This window comes from Amycolatopsis sp. NPDC051371 (assembly GCF_040682155.1).
GTDB lineage: Bacteria > Actinomycetota > Actinomycetes > Mycobacteriales > Pseudonocardiaceae > Amycolatopsis.
The window spans coordinates 80,398-96,449 of the sequence record NZ_JBFBAG010000045.1; the positions used below are offsets into that span (position 1 = coordinate 80,398).

Below are 16,052 nucleotides of genomic sequence, written 5' to 3' on the forward strand. Positions count from 1 at the left end.
GTCGTGAGTGAGAAACAGTGTTAGAACACTGTTTCTCACTCACGAGGGGAACACCTTGCCGGGGTTGAGGATGTGCTGCGGATCGAGGGCGTTCTTGACCGCGCGGTGCATCTCGAGGACGCCCTCGCCGAGCTCGCGCGCCAGGCCGGGCTGCTTGAGCAGGCCGACGCCGTGCTCGCCGGTGACGGTGCCGCCGAGGTCGAGGGCGTCGGAGATGATGTCGTCGAAGGCGGCCTGGGCGTTCTTGCGGGCGGCCTCGTCGCCGGCCGGCGTGACCAGCAGCGGGTGCAGGTTGCCGTCGCCGATGTGCGCGACGTTGGCGATGTGTACGCCGTGACGCTGTCCCGCCGCGTCGATGCGGGCGAGCATCTCGGGCACGGCCTGCGTCGGGACGCAGACGTCCTCGGTGAGCAGCGGGCCGAGCCGTTCCAGGGCGGGGTAGGCGAGGCGGCGGGCGGCGAACAGCGCGTCGGCCTCGGCCTGGTCGGTCGACTGCGCGGCCCACGTCGCTCCGGATTGCTCGAAGCAGTCGAGGATCTCCGCGGCTTCGTGCTCGCCGAGGGCGCCGGGGGAGTCGGTGCGGGCGAGCAAAACGACGTTCGCGTCGGCGCTCAGGCCCATGTTCTTCCACTGGTCGACCGCGGCGAGGCAGTGCCGGTCGACGAGTTCGAGCGCCGAGGGCAGCACGCCCCGGGCCGCGATCGCCGCGGCGGCCTGCCCGGCGGCGACGGTGGTGTCGAAGTACCCGGCGACCGTGCGTTCGGCGGCGCGGGCGGGCCGCAGGCGGACGGTGACCTCGGTGATCACGCCGAGCGTGCCCTCCGACCCGACCATCAGCCCGGTCAGGTCGTAGCCGGCGACGCCCTTGGCGGTGCGGCGCCCGAGCCGGACGAGCTCGCCGGTGCCGGTGACGACCTGCAGGCCCAGGACGTAGTCGCGGGTGACGCCGTACTTGACGCAGCAGACGCCGCCGGCGTTGGTGGCGACGTTGCCGCCGATCGTCGACCACGGCGAGCTGGCCGGGTCGGGCGGGTACCAGAGCCCGCGTTCGGCGCAGGCGGCGCGCAGGTCGTCGTTGACCACGCCGGGCTCGACGACGGCGTACCGCTCCCGCTCGTCGATCTCCTTGACCGCGGTGAGCCGGTCGGTGACGAGCACGACGCAGCCGCCGACGGCGTTCGCCCCGCCGGAGAGGCCGGTGCCGGCCCCGCGCGTGACGAGCGGGGTCCGGTTCGCCAGGCAGGCCTTGACCACGGCCTGGACTTCCTCGGCCGTGTGCGGCCGGACGACCACGGCAGGCTGCGCGTAGGGCGCCCACTCGGCCTCGTCGTGGGCGAAGCTCGCCACGACGTCCGGGTCACGGACCAGCCGGTCCGCCGGCAGTCCGGCGGTCAGGTCGTCGATCAGCATTCGGGGGAACCTCCTCGTCACCGGGTTCCACGCTAGGGCGGCGGCGCCGGTCTGGCCACGGGGAAGTCCCACCTGTGCGTTCTACCCGCCGACCACCTTGCCGAAGACCTCGTTGAAGGCTTCGGTCGAACTCGGGTGCGTGTAGATCGAGGTGCGCAGTTCGGTCGCGGTGATGTTGTGGCGGATGGCCAGCGCGACGGTGTTGACGACTTCCTGCGCGTCGATGCTGAGCAGCGCCGCGCCGAGGATCAGGTCGGTGTCGGCGTCGACGATGAACTTCATGACCCCGCGCGTCTCCTCGACCGTGTAGGCCCGGGGCATGGCGACGATGTCGGCGACCTTTTCCCGCGCCACCTTGATGTTCAGGCCCTGCTCGCGCGCTTCGCGCTCGGTCAGGCCGACGGTCGCCAGCGGCGGGGTGATGAAGAGCGTGTGCGGCACGGCGACCCGGTCGGTCGTGGTGCGCTTGCCCTCGCCGAGCAGCTGGTCCAGCACGATCCGGGCGTCGTCGAGGGCCACGTAGGTGAACTGCGGGCCGCCGTTGACGTCGCCGACGGCGAAGATGTGCTGCTGGCTGGTGCGCAGGTACTCGTCGACCTCGACAGCGCCATTCGGCGTGGTCCGGACGCCCGCCGCGTCGAGCCGCAGGCCGTCGGTGACGGGACGGCGGCCGGTGGCCGGCAGGAGGGCACTGGCCTCGACTTCGAGCGTCCGGCCGTCCTTTTCGTACATGACCTTCGCGACGGCGCCGCTGTCCTCGACCTTCGTGATCTTCGCGCCGGTGATGATCCGGATGCCGTCGCCTTCGAGGATTTCCCTCGCGGTCCCGGCGATGTCCTCGTCCTCACGGGGCAGCAGTCGCTCTGCACCTTCGAGGACGGTGACGTGCGTGCCGAAGTGCTGGTAGATCGACGCGAACTCGAGCCCGAGGTAGCCGCCGCCGACGACGATCAGGCGCTCGGGCAGGGTCGCCGCCTGCGTGAGCTCGGTGCTGCTGACCAGGTGTTTGCTGGTGGCCAGGCCCGGGATCGGCGCGACGACCGGCGCGGAGCCGGTGCTGAGGATGATCGTCGGCGCGGTGACGGTGATCCGGTCGTCCCCTTCGCCGACGGCGACCGTGTGCGGGTCGACGAACCGGGCGGTGCCGGTGATGACGGTCGCGGTGTCCTTCCCGTCGAGCGACGCGAAGTTGCCCGCGCGGAAGGCGCTGGTCAGGGCGCGGACGCCGGCGATCGAGTGTGCGAAGAACTCCTGCGCGTCGTCCTCGAGGCGCCGGGCGTTCGAGTAGTGGACGAGCATCTTGGTCGGCACGCAGCCGACGTTCGGGCAGGTGCCGCCGTACATGTTTTCGGACTGCTCGACGAGGACGACGCGCTTGCCGGCGTCGCTGAGGGTGTGTGCGGCGGTCTTCCCGCCCTTGCCGAAGCCGATGACCAGGACGTCTGCGGTGAGCTTTTCCATGCCGTCGAGTCTGCGTCGGTCTTGATGAGACGACCAGGCTTGCCAGTATCAGTTTTCTGCCCGAAAGTATCAGGGGTGGATACCGTCAGCCGCTTGCTGCGCAGGGCCGATCTCGGGGCGACGCTCGAGAAGCACTGCCTGCTCGGGGCGGGCACGCGCATGGACGTCGCCCGGTACGGCGAGCTGGAGGTGCCGTTCCACGTCCTGCTGGAGGGGGAGTGCCGGCTGCACGTCGGCCACCAGGTGTTCGAGCTGCGCCCCGGCGACGTCGTGCTGATCCCGAGCGGCACCGAGCACCGGGTGGTGACGGCCGGGCCGGGCCGGCCGCGGGGCATCGTCGACGTGGGCGGCGACGCGTTCGTCACGACGCGCAGCGAACGCGGCGGCGACCCGGTGATCGACCTGTTCTGCGGACACTTCACGGTCAACGCGGGGGCGGGCGCGCTGCTGTTCCGGAGCCTGCCGGGCGCGGTCCACGTGGCGTTCGGGCCCTCCGACGAGGTCCTGCGCGGCTTGAGCGTGCTGATGCGCGGGGAGGCGGGCCGTGAGGGGGCCGGAACCGCGGCGATCCTGTCGGCCCTGTGCACGGTGCTGCTGGCGATGGTGCTGCGGACGGCCCGCGGCCCGGCCACGGCGGACGTGCTGTGGACGGCCGCGACCGACCCGGGGATCGCCTCGGCGGTGTCCGGCATCCTGGACGACCCCGGGGAGGAGTGGACGATCGAGCGGCTCAGCCGTCAGGTGGCGATGTCGCGCGCGACGTTCCTGCGTCGATTCGTCCGGGAGACGGGGATGACGGCGGGCGCGTTCCTCACCCGCGCGCGGATGATGGCGGCGGCCGAGCTGCTGTCCACATCCGACGCGACGGTGGCTTCCGTAGCTGGTCAAGTCGGCTACCAGTCGGAATCCGCGTTTTCCCGGGCGTTCCGGGCCGAGCTGGGGACGACCCCGGCCCGGTTCCGCCGCGGTGATCGTCGCTGAGTCAATGCTGCATCGTTTTGGCATCGGTTGTAGGGTGGTGACTCAGCGGTTCAACCTGCAGCCGTCGTGCCTCGATCCCGCAGCCCCCACCCGGGCTGACGTGGGTCCGGACCGGCGTCCGGCCTCACGGTGTTCTTCGCCAAGGAGGCCTTCGCGATGCTCATCCCCGCCCCGCGCACCCGCCGGTCCACGACGTTCGAAGTGACGACGACGTCCGAAGCGACCGTGGTGACCGCGACCGGCGACCTCGACCTCGCCGTCACGGGCCGTCTCGGCGCGCTGCTGAACCGGGAGCTCCAGCTGGCTCCGCCGGCGTTGGTGTTCGACGCTTCGGCGGTGACGTTCTGCAGTGCGCGCGTGCTGACGATCCTGTTGGACGCGGCTTCGGCGGGGGTGCCCTTCGCGGTCGCCGGGCGGTGCCGGTCGTTGCTGCGGCCGATTGTCGCGCTTGGTCTGGACGAGTTGCTGGCGGTGCATTGGAGTGTCGATGAGGCGTTGGCTTGGTTGAAGCTGGTGCCGCAGTTGCCTTAGGGCGCCCGGTTCAGGTACGGCCTCGGGGGTTTGCGGCGCTGCCGCGTTGGACGGTCGGTTGAGCACCCCGATGATCGACACCATCGTCGGCGTCATGATCCAGGTTCCGCCCGAGCACTGCGCTGACGTCGAGCAGAACCTGCTGACCTTCGCCTCCGAGGCCGGACACAAACAGGTCGCGGCCCTGGGCGACCGGACCCTGGCCCACCTCGACCCCGATGGCGCCGCACCCGACTCCGCCGAACCGGCCACCCCCAGCCGCGAACTCTCGTTGCGCCGCAAAAGAACCGGGATCTGGGAACTGCAGGGCCGGTTCGACGATGAAACCGGTGCCCGGGCCGGCGCCCTCTTGGATTCTCTCGCGCAACGCCGCGCCACCGACGAAGGCCCGGACTTGCGTTCCCCTCAGGAACGTTACGGCGATGCCTTCTCCGACGCGATCGACCTGGCACTCAACTCCCCGGATTTGCCGCTGCAGGCCGGTGAACGAGCCCACGTCATGGTCGCGGTGTCGTTGGAGGACTTGAAGTCCGGTGTCGGCCGGGCAATTTTCGGCGACCTGGGCACAATGTCGGCGGCCGAAGCCCGGATCCACGCGTGCGACTGCATGCTGATTCCCACGGTCCTGGGCGGCAAGAGCGAACCCCTCGACCTCGGGCGCCGGCGACGCTTGGTCTCCACGCCGCTGCGCCACGCGTTGTACCTGCGCGACCGTGGCTGCGCCTTCCTCGGCTGCCATCGCCCACCCCGGCACTGTCAGGGTCGCCACGTCCGGCATTGGGCCGACGGCGGCCCGACCGAGTTGGGCAACCTGGTCCTGATGTGCGCCCACCACCATCGGCTGTTGCACCGTTCCGGGTGGCAAGTCCGCATAGCTGCCGACGGGTTGCCCGAGTTCCTGCCACCGGTCTTTTTGGACAAGCGCCGGAAACCCAGGCGCAACAACCTGCACCAGCCGCTGTCGTTCGCGGCGTGAACAGTCGGATAAGGGGATAGGCCCGCAGCCACCGGCTACGGGCCTACACCCACTCCCCGACAAGCCGCGGGCGCCCGGCGCAACAGCCGGCCGGACAAAGCGGTCTCGGGCAGGCAACCGCTGGTTGGTCGCAACTGCCGACAGCCACCTCATGAGCAGCCGCTGGGCATCCACCGAAGCGGCGCAGCCGAGGAGCATCCCTGCCCGACCACGCGAGGGCTGTCCGGCTCGTAGCCGCGACCAGGTTTCACAGCCGATTCGCTTCACCGCATCCAGCCGGCATGCCCGGCCGGACAAAGCGGGTTTCACAAGCGAAGAAGCCAGCCGCGCCGGCGCAGGGCCCGCAGACCTACCCCTCCGAGCACCCCACCCGAGCCCAGACCAGCTTCCCATCGTCATGATGGCTCACACCCCAGTTCAAGCAAAGCTGGTCAACCAGCAGCAACCCCCGCCCACCCCCGTGGTCAGGCGCCCGCATCCGAGGCTCGCCGTCCCCGACGTCGGCCACCGCCACCGTCACCTCGCAGGGATTGTGCGCGTGGTGGAGCCGCAGCTGCCGCGGCCCTCCGCCGTGGACATACGCGTTCTCCAATAGCTCGCCCACGATGATCAGGGTGTCGATCAGGTCCGTCTCCCGGAGCGTGCCCAGCTTGGCCTCGGCCCACTGGCGGGCGGCAGTCAGGCCGGGCGGGTCGAGGCCCGCGACGTCCAGCACGTGCCACCCTGCCTGGTCGGCTCCACTCCAGCTCACGCGCACTGTGCGACTCCTCCGGCCACCGCGCTTCCCCCGGCCGCGGCTCTCCTTGAGGCGTACCCGGCGAGAGCCGCTTTTACCCATGGCGTTAGGGGGCCTTAGGGGTCGTTGGCCGCCGCGTCCGCTGGCTAGCTTGGCGGGAGGAGCCTCCGACACCGAAGGGCGGTGGACGACATGGTCGCCCCCGTGGACAACGCCCAGGAGAACTGGTTCCGCCGGTTCGCCGCGTCACCCGAGGCGAAAGCGCGGCTCGTCTGCCTGCCGCACGCCGGTGGGTCGGCACCCTTCTACTTCCCCGTGGCCAAGGCGCTCGCGCCGGACATCGAAGTCCTCGCCGTCCAGTATCCCGGGCGGCAGGACCGGCGGCACGAACCCTTCCTGACCAGCGTCGACGCCATGGCCGACCGGGTCGCCGAACTACTGGACGACCACACCGACCGGCCGCTCGCCCTCTTCGGCCACAGCATGGGCGCCATGGTCGCCTACGAAACGGCCCGCAGGCTCGAGCGGGCCGGGACGGAAGTCGCCGCCCTGTTCGTCTCCGGGCGGCGCGCTCCCTCGCGGGTGCGGGACGAGAGCGTGCACACCCGGACCGACGACGGCGTCATCGCCGAACTGCGGCGGCTGAGCGGCACCGAGGCGGACCTGCTGGGCGACGACGACGTCGTCCGCATGATCCTGCCCGTCGTGCGCAACGACTACCGGGCCGTCGAGACCTACCGGTACACCCCGGGCGCTCCCCTGAACGCGCCGATCGTGGCCTTCACCGGCTCCGACGACCCGATGGCCACCGTCGACGAGGTCGCCTCCTGGGCGGACCACACCGCCGGTGGCTTCGAGCTGGTCGAGCTGGCCGGCGGGCACTTCTTCCTCACCCGCCACCAGGGCGTCATCCTGCGGCGCCTCGCCGACGAGCTGGGAGGCGTCCGTGTCTGAGGCAGTCTTGTCCGAAGCACCGGCCGCGTTCGCCAACCGGCTCGTCGAACTGCGGGAAACCAAGGACGCCGCGCGCCGCGGGCCCGACGACGCCGCGACACAGCGCCAGCACGACCGCGGCAAGCTGACCGCGCACGAACGGATCGAGCTGCTCCTCGACCCGGGCTCGTTCACCGAGCTCGAGGCCCTGCGGCGGCACCGGGCCACCGGGTTCGGCCTCGAGCAGCGCCGCCCGCACTCCGACGGCGTCGTCTGCGGCTGGGGCACGGTGGACGGCCGGACGGTGTTCGTCTACGCCCACGACTTCCGGATCTTCGGCGGCGCGCTCGGCGAGGCGCACGCGCAGAAGATCCACAAAGTGATGGACCTCGCCGAGGCCGCGGGCGCGCCGCTCGTGTCGCTCAACGACGGCGCCGGGGCCCGGATCCAAGAGGGCGTCACGGCGCTCGCCGGTTACGGCGGCATCTTCCGGCGCAACACCCGCTGTTCCGGGGTCATCCCGCAGATCTCCGTGATGCTCGGCCCGTGCGCGGGCGGCGCGGCGTATTCGCCCGCGCTCACCGACTTCGTGTTCATGGTCCGCGAGACCTCGCAGATGTTCATCACCGGTCCCGACGTCGTGCAGGCGGTGACGGGCGAGGAGATCACGCAGAACGGCCTCGGCGGCGCCGACGTGCACGCGGAGACCTCCGGCGTCGCCGCGTTCGCCTACGACGACGAGGCGACCTGCCTGGCCGACGTCCGGTACCTGCTTTCCCTGCTGCCGGCCAACAACAACGAGACCCCGCCGCACGTGCCGGCCGCGGACTCGCCCGGCCGCCGCACCGACCGGCTGCTCGACGTCGTGCCCACGGACCCGGCGCGCGCCTACGACATGTGCGACGTGCTCGCGGAGATCGTCGACGACGGCGAGTTCCTGCAGGTGCACGCCGGCTGGGCGACCAACGTCGTGTGCGCGCTCGCCCGCCTGGACGGTCACGTAGCCGGCATCGTCGCGAACCAGCCCGCCGTCCTCGCCGGGGTGCTCGACATCGAGGCGAGCGAGAAGGCCGCGCGGTTCGTGCAGACCTGCGACGCGTTCAACATCCCGCTCGTGACGCTGGTGGACGTCCCCGGCTTCCTGCCCGGCGTCGACCAGGAGCACGGCGGCATCATCCGGCACGGCGCGAAGCTGCTCTACGCCTATTGCAACGCCACCGTGCCGCGGGTGCAGGTGATCCTGCGCAAGGCCTACGGCGGCGCGTACATCGTGATGGACTCGCGCTCGATCGGCACCGACGTCTCGCTGGCGTGGCCGACGAACGAGATCGCCGTGATGGGGGCCGAGGGCGCCGCGAACGTCATCTTCCGCCGCGAGATCAAGGCGGCCGACGACCCGGAAACCGTGCGGGCGCTGAAGATCAAGGAGTACCGCACCGAGCTGATGCACCCGTACTACGCGGCCGAGCGCGGCCTCGTGGACGACGTGATCGAGCCGGGCGAGACGCGCGAGCTGCTGATCCGCTCGCTCGCGATGCTCCGCACCAAGCACGCCGACATCCCGGCGCGCAAGCACGGGAACCCGCCGGTCTGATGGGCGACCCGGTGGTGCGGGTCCTGCGCGGCGCGCCCGACGAGACCGAGCTGGCGGCGCTGATGGCGGTCCTGGCCGCCGTCAGCACCCGTCCGGCCGAGCCCGCGGCGCCCCCAGCCCCGCGCCCGCGGCGCCGGCCGGCACCCTTCCGGCCGGCGACGAGCTGGCGCACCCGCCGCTGAGTGCAAGTGGTCGTGAGTGAGAAACAGGGTTAGAACACTGTTTCTCACTCACGACTTCAGGTGCGGACCGTCGTGCTGTCCAAATAGGTCAGGACCGCGCGGATGCGGCGGTTCTGGTCGCGGCTGGCTTCGAGGCCGAGCTTCGCGAAGATGTTGCTGATGTGGTTCTCCACCGCGCCCTGGGTGACGACCAGGTCCTTGGCGATGGCCGCGTTCGACAGGCCCTGCGCCATCAGCCCGAGCACCTCCAGCTCGCGGGCCGTCAGGCGTTCGAGGGGGTCGCGGTTGCGGGACAGCATCTGGGCGACGACGTCGGGGTCGATCGCCGAACCACCGCCCGCCACCCGCCGGACCGCCTCGAGGAAGTCGGCCACGTCGGCGACGCGCTCCTTCAGCAGGTAGCCCACACCGGACGTGCCTTCGGCGATCAGGTCGACCGCGTAGCTGCCCTCGACGTACTGCGACACCACCAGAACCGGCAGGCCCGGGACCTCCTTGCGCGCCGCGATCGCCGCGCGCAGGCCCTCGTCGGTGAACGTCGGGGGCATCCGGACGTCGGCGATGACGAGGTCCGGCTGGTGTTCCCGCACGGCGACCAGCAGGTCGTCGCCGTTGGACACCGCGGCCGCCGTCTCGATGCCGACGTCGGCGAGCAGGCTCTGCACGCCGGCCCGCAGCAGGACCGAATCTTCGGCGATGACCACACGCATTTCGCACTCCCGGGAGTTCACCAGCGGACAGGCAGGTCGGCGCGCACCACCGTGGGGCCGCCCACGGGGCTGACCACGGTGAGCACGCCGTCGATGGTCGCGGCCCGGTCGGCGAGCCCGGCCAGGCCGCCACCGGGACGGACGGAAGCGCCGCCGTGACCGTTGTCGAGGATCTCGACGACCACGGTCTCGTCGTCGCGGGTCACGCGCACCGACGCGCGGTCGGCGCCGGCGTGCTTGGTGATGTTCGTCAGCGTCTCGCTGACGATGAAGTACGTCGTGGTCTCCACCGGCGCGGGCGGCCGTGGATCGACGGTCACCTCGACGTCGATCGGGATCGGCATCCGCGCGGTCAGCGACGACAGCGCCGCGTCGAGGCCGCGGTCCTGCAGCACCGGCGGGTAGATCCCGCGGGCGAGGTCGCGCAGCTCGGACACCGCGAGCTTGGCGTCCGCGTGCGCGGCGCCGATCAGCTCTCGCACGGCTGCGGTATCCGCAGGATCGTTTACGTCGAGCTTCAGCTGCGCCCGGCCCAGGCTCATCGCGACGGCCACCAGCCGCTGCTGCGCGCCGTCGTGCAGGTCGCGTTCGATGCGCCGGCGCTCGGCCTCGACGGCGTCGACGCCGCGGGCGCGCGAGTCCGTCAGCTGCCGCGTCCGGGCCTCGAGCTGCGCCGTCCGGTCCGGTCCCAGCATCGACGCCGTCAGCGCGGCGTGCAGGGCGCCGATCCGCGGCGCCACGAAGATCCCGAACGGCGGCACGGCGACCGAGACGATCCCGGCGATGAACTCCACGATGCCCAGCGGGAACGCGAGCAGCACGTAGTTCACCTCGCGCCAGGTGGCCTGGTCCACCAGCCGGGTCTGCCACGTCTGCAGCAGCCCGGGGCCGTGTTCGCGCCGCCGCGGCGGCGGGACGTCGACGCCGAGCATGGTGTGCACCCAGCGGCGTTCCAGGTTGGCGAAGTTCTGGACCAGGGAGGTGGCGGTGATGAGGATCGGGATGCCGACCCACAGCATGGTGGTGGCGATGCCGAGCAGCATGGTGACGAGCACTAGCACGAAGGCCGCGATCCGCATCGGCAGGCTCCCGATGAGGAACCCGATCGTGCGCACCACCTTCGGCCGTCCGGTCACCGGCATCGCGCGATCCGTTCCAGCTCCGGTACGAGGTCGTCGAGCGTCGGCGTCGCGAGCATTTCGTCCCGGACCTCGAGCGCGCAGTCCCGGAAGGACGGTTCCTCCAGCAGCCGGTTCAGTCCGCTTCGGACAGATTGCGGCGTGACGTCCTCGAGATCCAGCACCAAGCCGTTGCCGCGCTTCTCCTGCGCGACGGCGGAGACCCGCTCGCTCCAGGTGGTGCCGGGGATGACGAGCTGCGGGACGCCGTTGACGACCGCGTTGCCGATGGTCGCGCCGCCGCCCTGGTGGATGATGGCCGAGCAGCTCGCGAGGAGCTCGTTCATCGGCACGAAGTCCACCGCGCGCACGTTGTCCGGGATCTTCTTCACCGACGCGAGCTGGGCCTCGTTGAGCGTCGCGATCACCTCGACGTCGAGGTCCGCGAGGCCGTCGAGCAGGTCGGCCACCGACGTCTCCTCGACGCCGAGCACCTGCCGGTTCGAGATGCCGAGGGTCAGCATCACCCGGCGGCGCTCGGGCTTCTCCAGCACCCACCGCGGGATCGCCATCGGCTTGTTCTGCGGGATGAACCGCGCCGGCACGTAGTCGACGCCGACGCCGTCGTAGCGCAGGTAGGACGGGTGGCAGTCGAGGGTCTTGACGCCGTGGCGCAGGGCCTCGTCGTAGGACGCGCCGAACCGGCCCACCGCGGCGGTCATCCACTCGACGAACGGGTCGGGCGCGGTGTCTTCCGGGTGGTTCGCGCGCAGGTCCCGGTACTGCGCGGCGATCCGCGCCGTCTGGTCCGCCGCGTACATCATCCGCAGGTGCGGGACGCCGAGGGCGTGCGCGACGATCGGGGCGGCGTAGATCATCGGGTCCCACACGACCAGGTCCGGCCGCCAGCCCTTCGCGAACCGCACCAGCTCGTCGAGCAGCGAGTCCGGGGTGGTCCAGCGGAAGACCTCGACCCAGTGCTCGTAGACGGTGCGGACGTACTCCTCGGTGTAGCGCTCCGGCCGGCTCTCGGAGATGCGGAAGCCGCCCTGCATGGCGTTGTCGCCGTCCACCTGGAGCTGCCGGTGGCGGGCGATGTCGAGCTCGTCGCCGAACCACATCGCGTCGAGGCCGGTTTCGGCGAAGGACGCCACCTCGCGTGGGTTGCGCTGACCGACGAAGCGCACCTCGTGCCCGGCCGCGGCGAGCGCCCAGCCCACCGGGGCCATGCTGTAGACGTGCGTCCTCGTCGGGAACACCATCATCATGACGCGCATCGACGCACTCTCCGAACTCGGGGGCGGAACACCGCTACCGAACAAAAGGTAGTGGCGCGGCGCCGCCAGGCCGACCCGGCAACGCGGCGGTAGGGGTCGCGAACCCCTGTTCCGGTAGGGATTCCTTCCGCGACGCGCCGCTGTGCGCTAGGCAGGTCGAGCAAGCTTAGAGCGGCTTTAGATGCCCCTTAGGGGCTGGTTCCGACGGGCTCGCGGCGACTAGACAGGAACGTGGGTCCGGCCGCCTGCGCCGGGGTGAGGGAAACGAAGAGGTGATGAGCATGGCCGTGGCACCCATCGCGAAGGGCTGGGTTCCCTTCGGCGGGTACCGCACCTGGTACCGGGTCACCGGCACCGCCGGGGGCGAGCTGCCCGCCGTCGTCGTGGTGCACGGCGGGCCGGGGAGCACACACGACTACCTGCTGAACCTCTGCTCGCTCGCCGAGCACGGGTTCCCGGTCGTGCACTACGACCAGCTGGGCAGCGGCGGTTCGACGCGGCTGCCGGGCCAGGACGCGGACTTCTGGACGCCCGAGCTGTTCGGTGACGAGCTGGACAACCTGGTGCAGCACCTGGGCATCGAGGACAACTACGTCCTCTTCGGACAGTCATGGGGCGGCCTGGTCGTCGCGCGGCACGCCGCGCAGCGCCCGGACGGCCTGCGCGGGCTGGTGATCGCCGACTCGCCGGCGTCGTACCCGCTGTGGCGCCAGGAGATGGACGTGCTGCGCGCCCAGCTGCCGCCGGGCGTCGACGACCAGCTGCGGGCGCACGAAGCCGCCGGCACCACCGGCGCGCCGGAGTACTTCGAGCTGATGCGCGCGTTCTACGACCGGCACGTCTGCCGCGTGCTGCCGTGGCCGGCCGACTACCTCGCCTCGTTCATGGAGATGGCCGACGACAACACCGTCTACGCCACGATGAACGGCCCGAGCGAGTTCACCGTCACCGGCACGCTCAAGGACTACTCGGTGATCGAGCACCTCGACGACATCGAGGTGCCGACGCTGCTCGTGTCCGGGCGTCACGACGAAGCCACCCCCGTCACGATCCAGCCGTACTTCGACCGGATCCACGACGTGCGCTGGGAGATCTTCGAGGACTCCAGCCACGTCCCGCACCTCGAGGAACCCGAACGGTTCCGCGAAGTCCTGCTGGGATTCCTGCAGGACATCCAGCCCACCGCACCCGCGAGCCGGGTCGCCGAACGAGAGGTCGCCAGCCATGGATGAGGCCACCCGGCCGGGATCGGCGGTCGTCTTCCCCGGCATGAGCCCGTGCCGCTTCGCCGACTTCGGCAAGTTCCTGCTCATCAACCCCTTCGCGCGCAAGCTGATTTCGGAAGCGAACGACCGGCTCGGCTACTCGCTGGTCGACCGCTTCCGGGAGACCGAGGGCGACTACTCGGCGTACGCGCAGGTCGGGTTCATGCTCACCTGCGTCGCCCTGGCCCAGTGGGCCGAGGAAGAGCAGGGGATGAGTCCCGACTACTGCGCCGGCCCGAGCTTCGGCGAGAAGCCGGCGAGCGTATACGCCGGGTCGCTCACCTTCCCGGACGCCGTGTGGATGACGGCGGAGCTCGCCCGTTGCCTCACCGAGTTCTTCGCGACCGAGTACACCGACGTCGTGACGCACTCGTTCGTCCGCACCCCGGAGGAAAAGCTGACGGACGCCCTGTCCCAGCTGGAGGGGAAGGGTGAGTGGTTCGACATCTCGTGCTACATCGATCATGACTTCTACATGGTTTCCCTGCGCGAGCGGAACCTCGACTGGCTCAAGCAGACGGTCCGGAGCATGGGCGGTCTCTCCCTCTACACGATGCGGCCGCCGTTGCACTCGCGGGCGTTCGGTGCGCTGCGCCGCAAGGCGGAGGACGAGGTGCTCGGCGACCTGGACTTCCACGACCCGCTGCTGCCGATCGTCGCCGACCAGGATGGTGAGATCCTGCGCAGCGGCGAGCAGGTGCGCACCATGCTGCTCGACAGCATCGTGAAACCGCTGCGCTGGCCGGACGTCGTCTCGACGCTGGCGGAAAACGGGGTGGGCAAGCTCTGGGTCGCGGGGCCGGACACGCTGTTCGGGCGCGTCCGCGTCACCACGAGCCGCTTCGAGGTCGTCACGGTGAACCCGCGCCTGGCCCTGCAACCCCGCCGCCGGGGTGCAGGACCGTCGCGCGTCAGCTAGTGGGCTGCAGCCCGGCCAGCGTGCTCCACAGCCGGCCGGGGTTCTCGAACGTCTCCAGGTTCAGGGCTTCGTCCTCGAACCGCACGTTGTAGCTCTGCTCGAGCACGGAGAGCAGCTCCACGGTGGCGAGCGAGTCCAGCCCGTACTCCCGCAGCGGCGTCTCGGCGGTCAACGCCTCCTCGGCGGGCAGGAACGGGAGGTACGAGCGCAGCGTCTCGTCGAAAGTGCTGTCCCACATGGCTACTCCGGATCGCTAGGTTGGGATCTACCGAGAGGAAACCGACCGCCCGGTTCGGTTTTGGACTCTACCGCGCGTCACCGTCCCGGATCGACGCATCGGCACCCCTATTCACACGCGGAGGACGACGATGGACACGGGTCTTACAGGCGGACCGCACACGCGGTTCCTGCGCGGCCTCGAACGCTCCGGCGGCGGCGTGGCCGTCCACGTCGGTGACCAGGCACTCACCTACGAACGGCTCCACGAGCTGGCGCTGCTGTGGGGCGGCGCGCTGGCCGAGGCGGGCGCCCGCACCGTAGGGGTGCTGGCGGGCAAGGGGGTCACGGCGTACGCGGGCATCCTCGCCGGGCTGTACGCCGGCGCGACGATCGTCCCGCTGCGGCCGGACTTCCCGGCGGCGCGGACCGCCCAGATGGTCGAGGCGGCCGGGATCGACGTCATCGTCGCGGACGAGCGGGGTCGCGCGGTGGCCCCCGAGGGCGTTCCGGTGCTCGGCGAGCCGCGTGCTTCGCAAGCCTTATCGGCACCGCTGGCGCCGACGTCCGATACCGCATACGTGCTGTTCACGTCGGGCTCGACCGGGCGTCCCAAGGGCGTGCGGATCGGGCGCGCGGCGCTCGACCACTACTTCGGCCTGCTGGACGAGCGGTACGACTTCACTCCGGACGACGTCTTCTCGCAGACGTTCGACCTGAACTTCGACTGCGCGATGTTCGACCTGTTCTGCGCGTGGGGCGCGGGCGCGCCGGCGGTCGTGCTGCCGGGCGGGGCGTACCGGAACCTGCCGCGGTTCGCGGCCGAGCGCGGTCTCACCGTGTGGTTCTCGACGCCGAGCGCGATCGACCTGGTCCGCCGCACCGGCGGCCTGACCCCGGGCGCGTTGCCCGGGCTGCGGTGGAGCTTCTTCGCGGGAGAGGCGCTGACGGTCCGTGACACGGCCGACTGGCGGGCCGCGGCGTCGTCGTCGCTGGTCGAGAACCTGTACGGGCCCACCGAACTGACGGTGACGGTGTCGGGGTACCGCTGGGACGACGTCGAGACGCCGCGGGTCGCGGTCAACGGCGTGGTGCCGATCGGCGAGGTGCACGCGGGGCACGACTACCTGCTCCTGGACGAAGACGCCGGCGAAGGCGAGCTGTGCATCGCCGGACCGCAGATGACCCCGGGCTACCTCGACCCGGCCGACGAGCAGGGCCGGTTCCTGGACCGCGACGGGAAGCGCTTCTACCGCACGGGCGATCGCGTCCGCCGGCTCGCCGACGGTCTCGCCTACCTCGGGCGGCTCGACTCCCAGGTCCAGGTGCTGGGCTGGCGTGTAGAGCTGACCGAAGTCGAGCACGCCCTGCGCGACTGCGGGGTCGGGGACGTGGTGGTTCTGGGAGTCGCCGGAGACGTCGGGACCGAGCTGTTCGTGTTCTACACCGGTGGCGAACGGCCGGTGCTGGAGATGGTGCGTGCGCTGCGGGCCGTGCTGCCGGAAGGCGTGATCCCGCGGCACTACCGGCACGTGGACGAGTTCCCGCTGAACTCCAACCGCAAGATCGACCGCAAGACCCTCGCGGCCCGCGCCGCCGAGCTCCTGGCGCCCGCGCCCGTGGGCTGAGCAGTCTGCCGCGGCCGGTCGTGAGTGGGAAACAGGGGGTGCCGCAACGGCACCGAGGTCATGGACGGCGCCGCGGTGGCCATCTGCTCCGGCGTCCCGGCCGCGGAGATCGCCC

At 70.8% G+C, this 16,052-nt stretch carries 15 protein-coding genes and 1 pseudogene; 9 read left to right on the forward strand and 7 right to left on the reverse strand.

The features are described from left to right. Positions 1 to 39: 39 nt before the first annotated feature. Both AB0M59_RS41005 and AB0M59_RS41010 read right to left on the reverse strand, forming a co-directional pair. Entirely contained in the window at positions 40 to 1,410 is a 1,371-nt protein-coding gene (locus tag AB0M59_RS41005) for an FAD-linked oxidase C-terminal domain-containing protein (protein WP_364626687.1), read from the reverse strand. An 81-nt stretch (positions 1,411 to 1,491) separates the two neighbouring features. Further along, positions 1,492 to 2,871: an FAD-dependent oxidoreductase gene (locus AB0M59_RS41010; protein ID WP_364626688.1), complete on the reverse strand. Its 1,380-nt coding sequence runs from the start codon at positions 2,869 to 2,871 to the stop codon at positions 1,492 to 1,494. Between the two features lie 24 nt (positions 2,872 to 2,895). Between AB0M59_RS41010 and AB0M59_RS41015 the strand changes: the two genes are divergently transcribed. The 3 genes and pseudogenes from AB0M59_RS41015 to AB0M59_RS41025 all read left to right on the forward strand — a co-directional run. Beyond that, a complete protein-coding gene (locus AB0M59_RS41015) occupies positions 2,896 to 3,852 on the forward strand; it encodes an AraC family transcriptional regulator (protein ID WP_364626690.1) in 957 nt (318 codons plus the stop codon). 156 nt (positions 3,853 to 4,008) lie between these two features. After that, positions 4,009 to 4,383 carry an STAS domain-containing protein gene (locus tag AB0M59_RS41020; protein WP_364626692.1) on the forward strand — a complete coding sequence of 125 codons (375 nt, stop codon included), beginning with the start codon at positions 4,009 to 4,011 and terminating at the stop codon, positions 4,381 to 4,383. Positions 4,384 to 4,402: 19 nt separating this feature from the next. Further along, positions 4,403 to 5,359, forward strand: a pseudogene (locus AB0M59_RS41025) (DUF222 domain-containing protein); the annotation flags it as partial. Between the two features lie 349 nt (positions 5,360 to 5,708). Here the strand turns inward: AB0M59_RS41025 and AB0M59_RS41030 are convergent. Beyond that, positions 5,709 to 6,110, reverse strand: coding sequence for an ATP-binding protein (locus tag AB0M59_RS41030; protein ID WP_364626694.1), 402 nt, complete (start codon positions 6,108 to 6,110; stop codon positions 5,709 to 5,711). Positions 6,111 to 6,287: 177 nt separating this feature from the next. Here AB0M59_RS41030 and AB0M59_RS41035 point away from each other — a divergent pair, with 177 nt between their 5' ends. The 3 genes from AB0M59_RS41035 to AB0M59_RS41045 are packed head-to-tail and all read left to right on the forward strand — an operon-like array spanning position 6,288 to position 8,804. Further along, a complete protein-coding gene (locus AB0M59_RS41035) occupies positions 6,288 to 7,049 on the forward strand; it encodes an alpha/beta fold hydrolase (protein ID WP_364626696.1) in 762 nt (253 codons plus the stop codon). A gap of 49 nt (positions 7,050 to 7,098) precedes the next feature. Then, the gene (locus tag AB0M59_RS41040; RefSeq protein ID WP_364626713.1) at positions 7,099 to 8,622 is read left to right on the forward strand and encodes an acyl-CoA carboxylase subunit beta; all 1,524 of its coding nucleotides are present in this window, start codon (positions 7,099 to 7,101) and stop codon (positions 8,620 to 8,622) included. Then, a complete protein-coding gene (locus AB0M59_RS41045) occupies positions 8,622 to 8,804 on the forward strand; it encodes an acyl-CoA carboxylase epsilon subunit (protein WP_364626698.1) in 183 nt (60 codons plus the stop codon). The genes AB0M59_RS41040 and AB0M59_RS41045 overlap by 1 nt, the downstream gene beginning before the upstream one ends. 56 nt (positions 8,805 to 8,860) lie before the next feature. On the opposite strand, the gene AB0M59_RS41050 is transcribed toward AB0M59_RS41045, so the two are convergent. The 3 genes from AB0M59_RS41050 to AB0M59_RS41060 are packed head-to-tail and all read right to left on the reverse strand — an operon-like array spanning position 8,861 to position 11,909. Then, a complete protein-coding gene (locus AB0M59_RS41050) occupies positions 8,861 to 9,514 on the reverse strand; it encodes a response regulator transcription factor (protein WP_364626699.1) in 654 nt (217 codons plus the stop codon). Between the two features lie 17 nt (positions 9,515 to 9,531). After that, on the reverse strand, positions 9,532 to 10,656 hold the full coding sequence (locus AB0M59_RS41055; RefSeq protein WP_364626700.1) for a sensor domain-containing protein: 1,125 nt from the start codon (positions 10,654 to 10,656) through the stop codon (positions 9,532 to 9,534). Continuing rightward, the gene (locus AB0M59_RS41060; RefSeq protein ID WP_364626702.1) at positions 10,647 to 11,909 is read right to left on the reverse strand and encodes a nucleotide disphospho-sugar-binding domain-containing protein; all 1,263 of its coding nucleotides are present in this window, start codon (positions 11,907 to 11,909) and stop codon (positions 10,647 to 10,649) included. Before AB0M59_RS41060 ends, AB0M59_RS41055 begins: the two co-directional genes overlap by 10 nt. 281 nt (positions 11,910 to 12,190) lie before the next feature. Here AB0M59_RS41060 and AB0M59_RS41065 point away from each other — a divergent pair, with 281 nt between their 5' ends. Together AB0M59_RS41065 and AB0M59_RS41070 are read left to right on the forward strand one after the other, a co-directional pair. Next, complete coding sequence (locus tag AB0M59_RS41065; protein WP_364626704.1) at positions 12,191 to 13,141, forward strand: proline iminopeptidase-family hydrolase; 951 nt, start codon at positions 12,191 to 12,193, stop codon at positions 13,139 to 13,141. Next, positions 13,134 to 14,093 (forward strand): ACP S-malonyltransferase, encoded by a 960-nt coding sequence (locus AB0M59_RS41070; protein ID WP_364626706.1) that lies wholly within the window; start codon positions 13,134 to 13,136, stop codon positions 14,091 to 14,093. The genes AB0M59_RS41065 and AB0M59_RS41070 overlap by 8 nt, the downstream gene beginning before the upstream one ends. Here the strand turns inward: AB0M59_RS41070 and AB0M59_RS41075 are convergent. After that, positions 14,086 to 14,331, reverse strand: a complete 246-nt coding sequence (locus AB0M59_RS41075; RefSeq protein ID WP_364626708.1) for a phosphopantetheine-binding protein — start codon at positions 14,329 to 14,331, stop codon at positions 14,086 to 14,088. The genes AB0M59_RS41070 and AB0M59_RS41075 overlap by 8 nt on opposite strands. 130 nt (positions 14,332 to 14,461) lie before the next feature. On the opposite strand from AB0M59_RS41075, the gene AB0M59_RS41080 reads away from it, so the two are divergent. Further along, positions 14,462 to 15,937: an AMP-binding protein gene (locus AB0M59_RS41080; protein WP_364626710.1), complete on the forward strand. Its 1,476-nt coding sequence runs from the start codon at positions 14,462 to 14,464 to the stop codon at positions 15,935 to 15,937. Positions 15,938 to 16,052 lie beyond the last annotated feature (115 nt).

What these genes read in the sequence shown, in the direction of transcription:
- AB0M59_RS41005 (WP_364626687.1), bottom strand. Translation starts at nt 1,410, where the DNA reads ATGCTGATCGACGACCTGACCGCCGGACTGCCGGCGGACCGGCTGGTC.
- AB0M59_RS41010 (WP_364626688.1), bottom strand. Translation starts at nt 2,871, where the DNA reads ATGGAAAAGCTCACCGCAGACGTCCTGGTCATCGGCTTCGGCAAGGGC.
- AB0M59_RS41015 (WP_364626690.1), top strand. Translation starts at nt 2,896, where the DNA reads ATGAGACGACCAGGCTTGCCAGTATCAGTTTTCTGCCCGAAAGTATCA.
- AB0M59_RS41020 (WP_364626692.1), top strand. Translation starts at nt 4,009, where the DNA reads ATGCTCATCCCCGCCCCGCGCACCCGCCGGTCCACGACGTTCGAAGTG.
- AB0M59_RS41035 (WP_364626696.1), top strand. Translation starts at nt 6,288, where the DNA reads ATGGTCGCCCCCGTGGACAACGCCCAGGAGAACTGGTTCCGCCGGTTC.
- AB0M59_RS41045 (WP_364626698.1), top strand. Translation starts at nt 8,622, where the DNA reads ATGGGCGACCCGGTGGTGCGGGTCCTGCGCGGCGCGCCCGACGAGACC.
- AB0M59_RS41050 (WP_364626699.1), bottom strand. Translation starts at nt 9,514, where the DNA reads ATGCGTGTGGTCATCGCCGAAGATTCGGTCCTGCTGCGGGCCGGCGTG.
- AB0M59_RS41055 (WP_364626700.1), bottom strand. Translation starts at nt 10,656, where the DNA reads ATGCCGGTGACCGGACGGCCGAAGGTGGTGCGCACGATCGGGTTCCTC.
- AB0M59_RS41060 (WP_364626702.1), bottom strand. Translation starts at nt 11,909, where the DNA reads ATGCGCGTCATGATGATGGTGTTCCCGACGAGGACGCACGTCTACAGC.
- AB0M59_RS41065 (WP_364626704.1), top strand. Translation starts at nt 12,191, where the DNA reads ATGGCCGTGGCACCCATCGCGAAGGGCTGGGTTCCCTTCGGCGGGTAC.
- AB0M59_RS41070 (WP_364626706.1), top strand. Translation starts at nt 13,134, where the DNA reads ATGGATGAGGCCACCCGGCCGGGATCGGCGGTCGTCTTCCCCGGCATG.
- AB0M59_RS41075 (WP_364626708.1), bottom strand. Translation starts at nt 14,331, where the DNA reads ATGTGGGACAGCACTTTCGACGAGACGCTGCGCTCGTACCTCCCGTTC.
- AB0M59_RS41080 (WP_364626710.1), top strand. Translation starts at nt 14,462, where the DNA reads ATGGACACGGGTCTTACAGGCGGACCGCACACGCGGTTCCTGCGCGGC.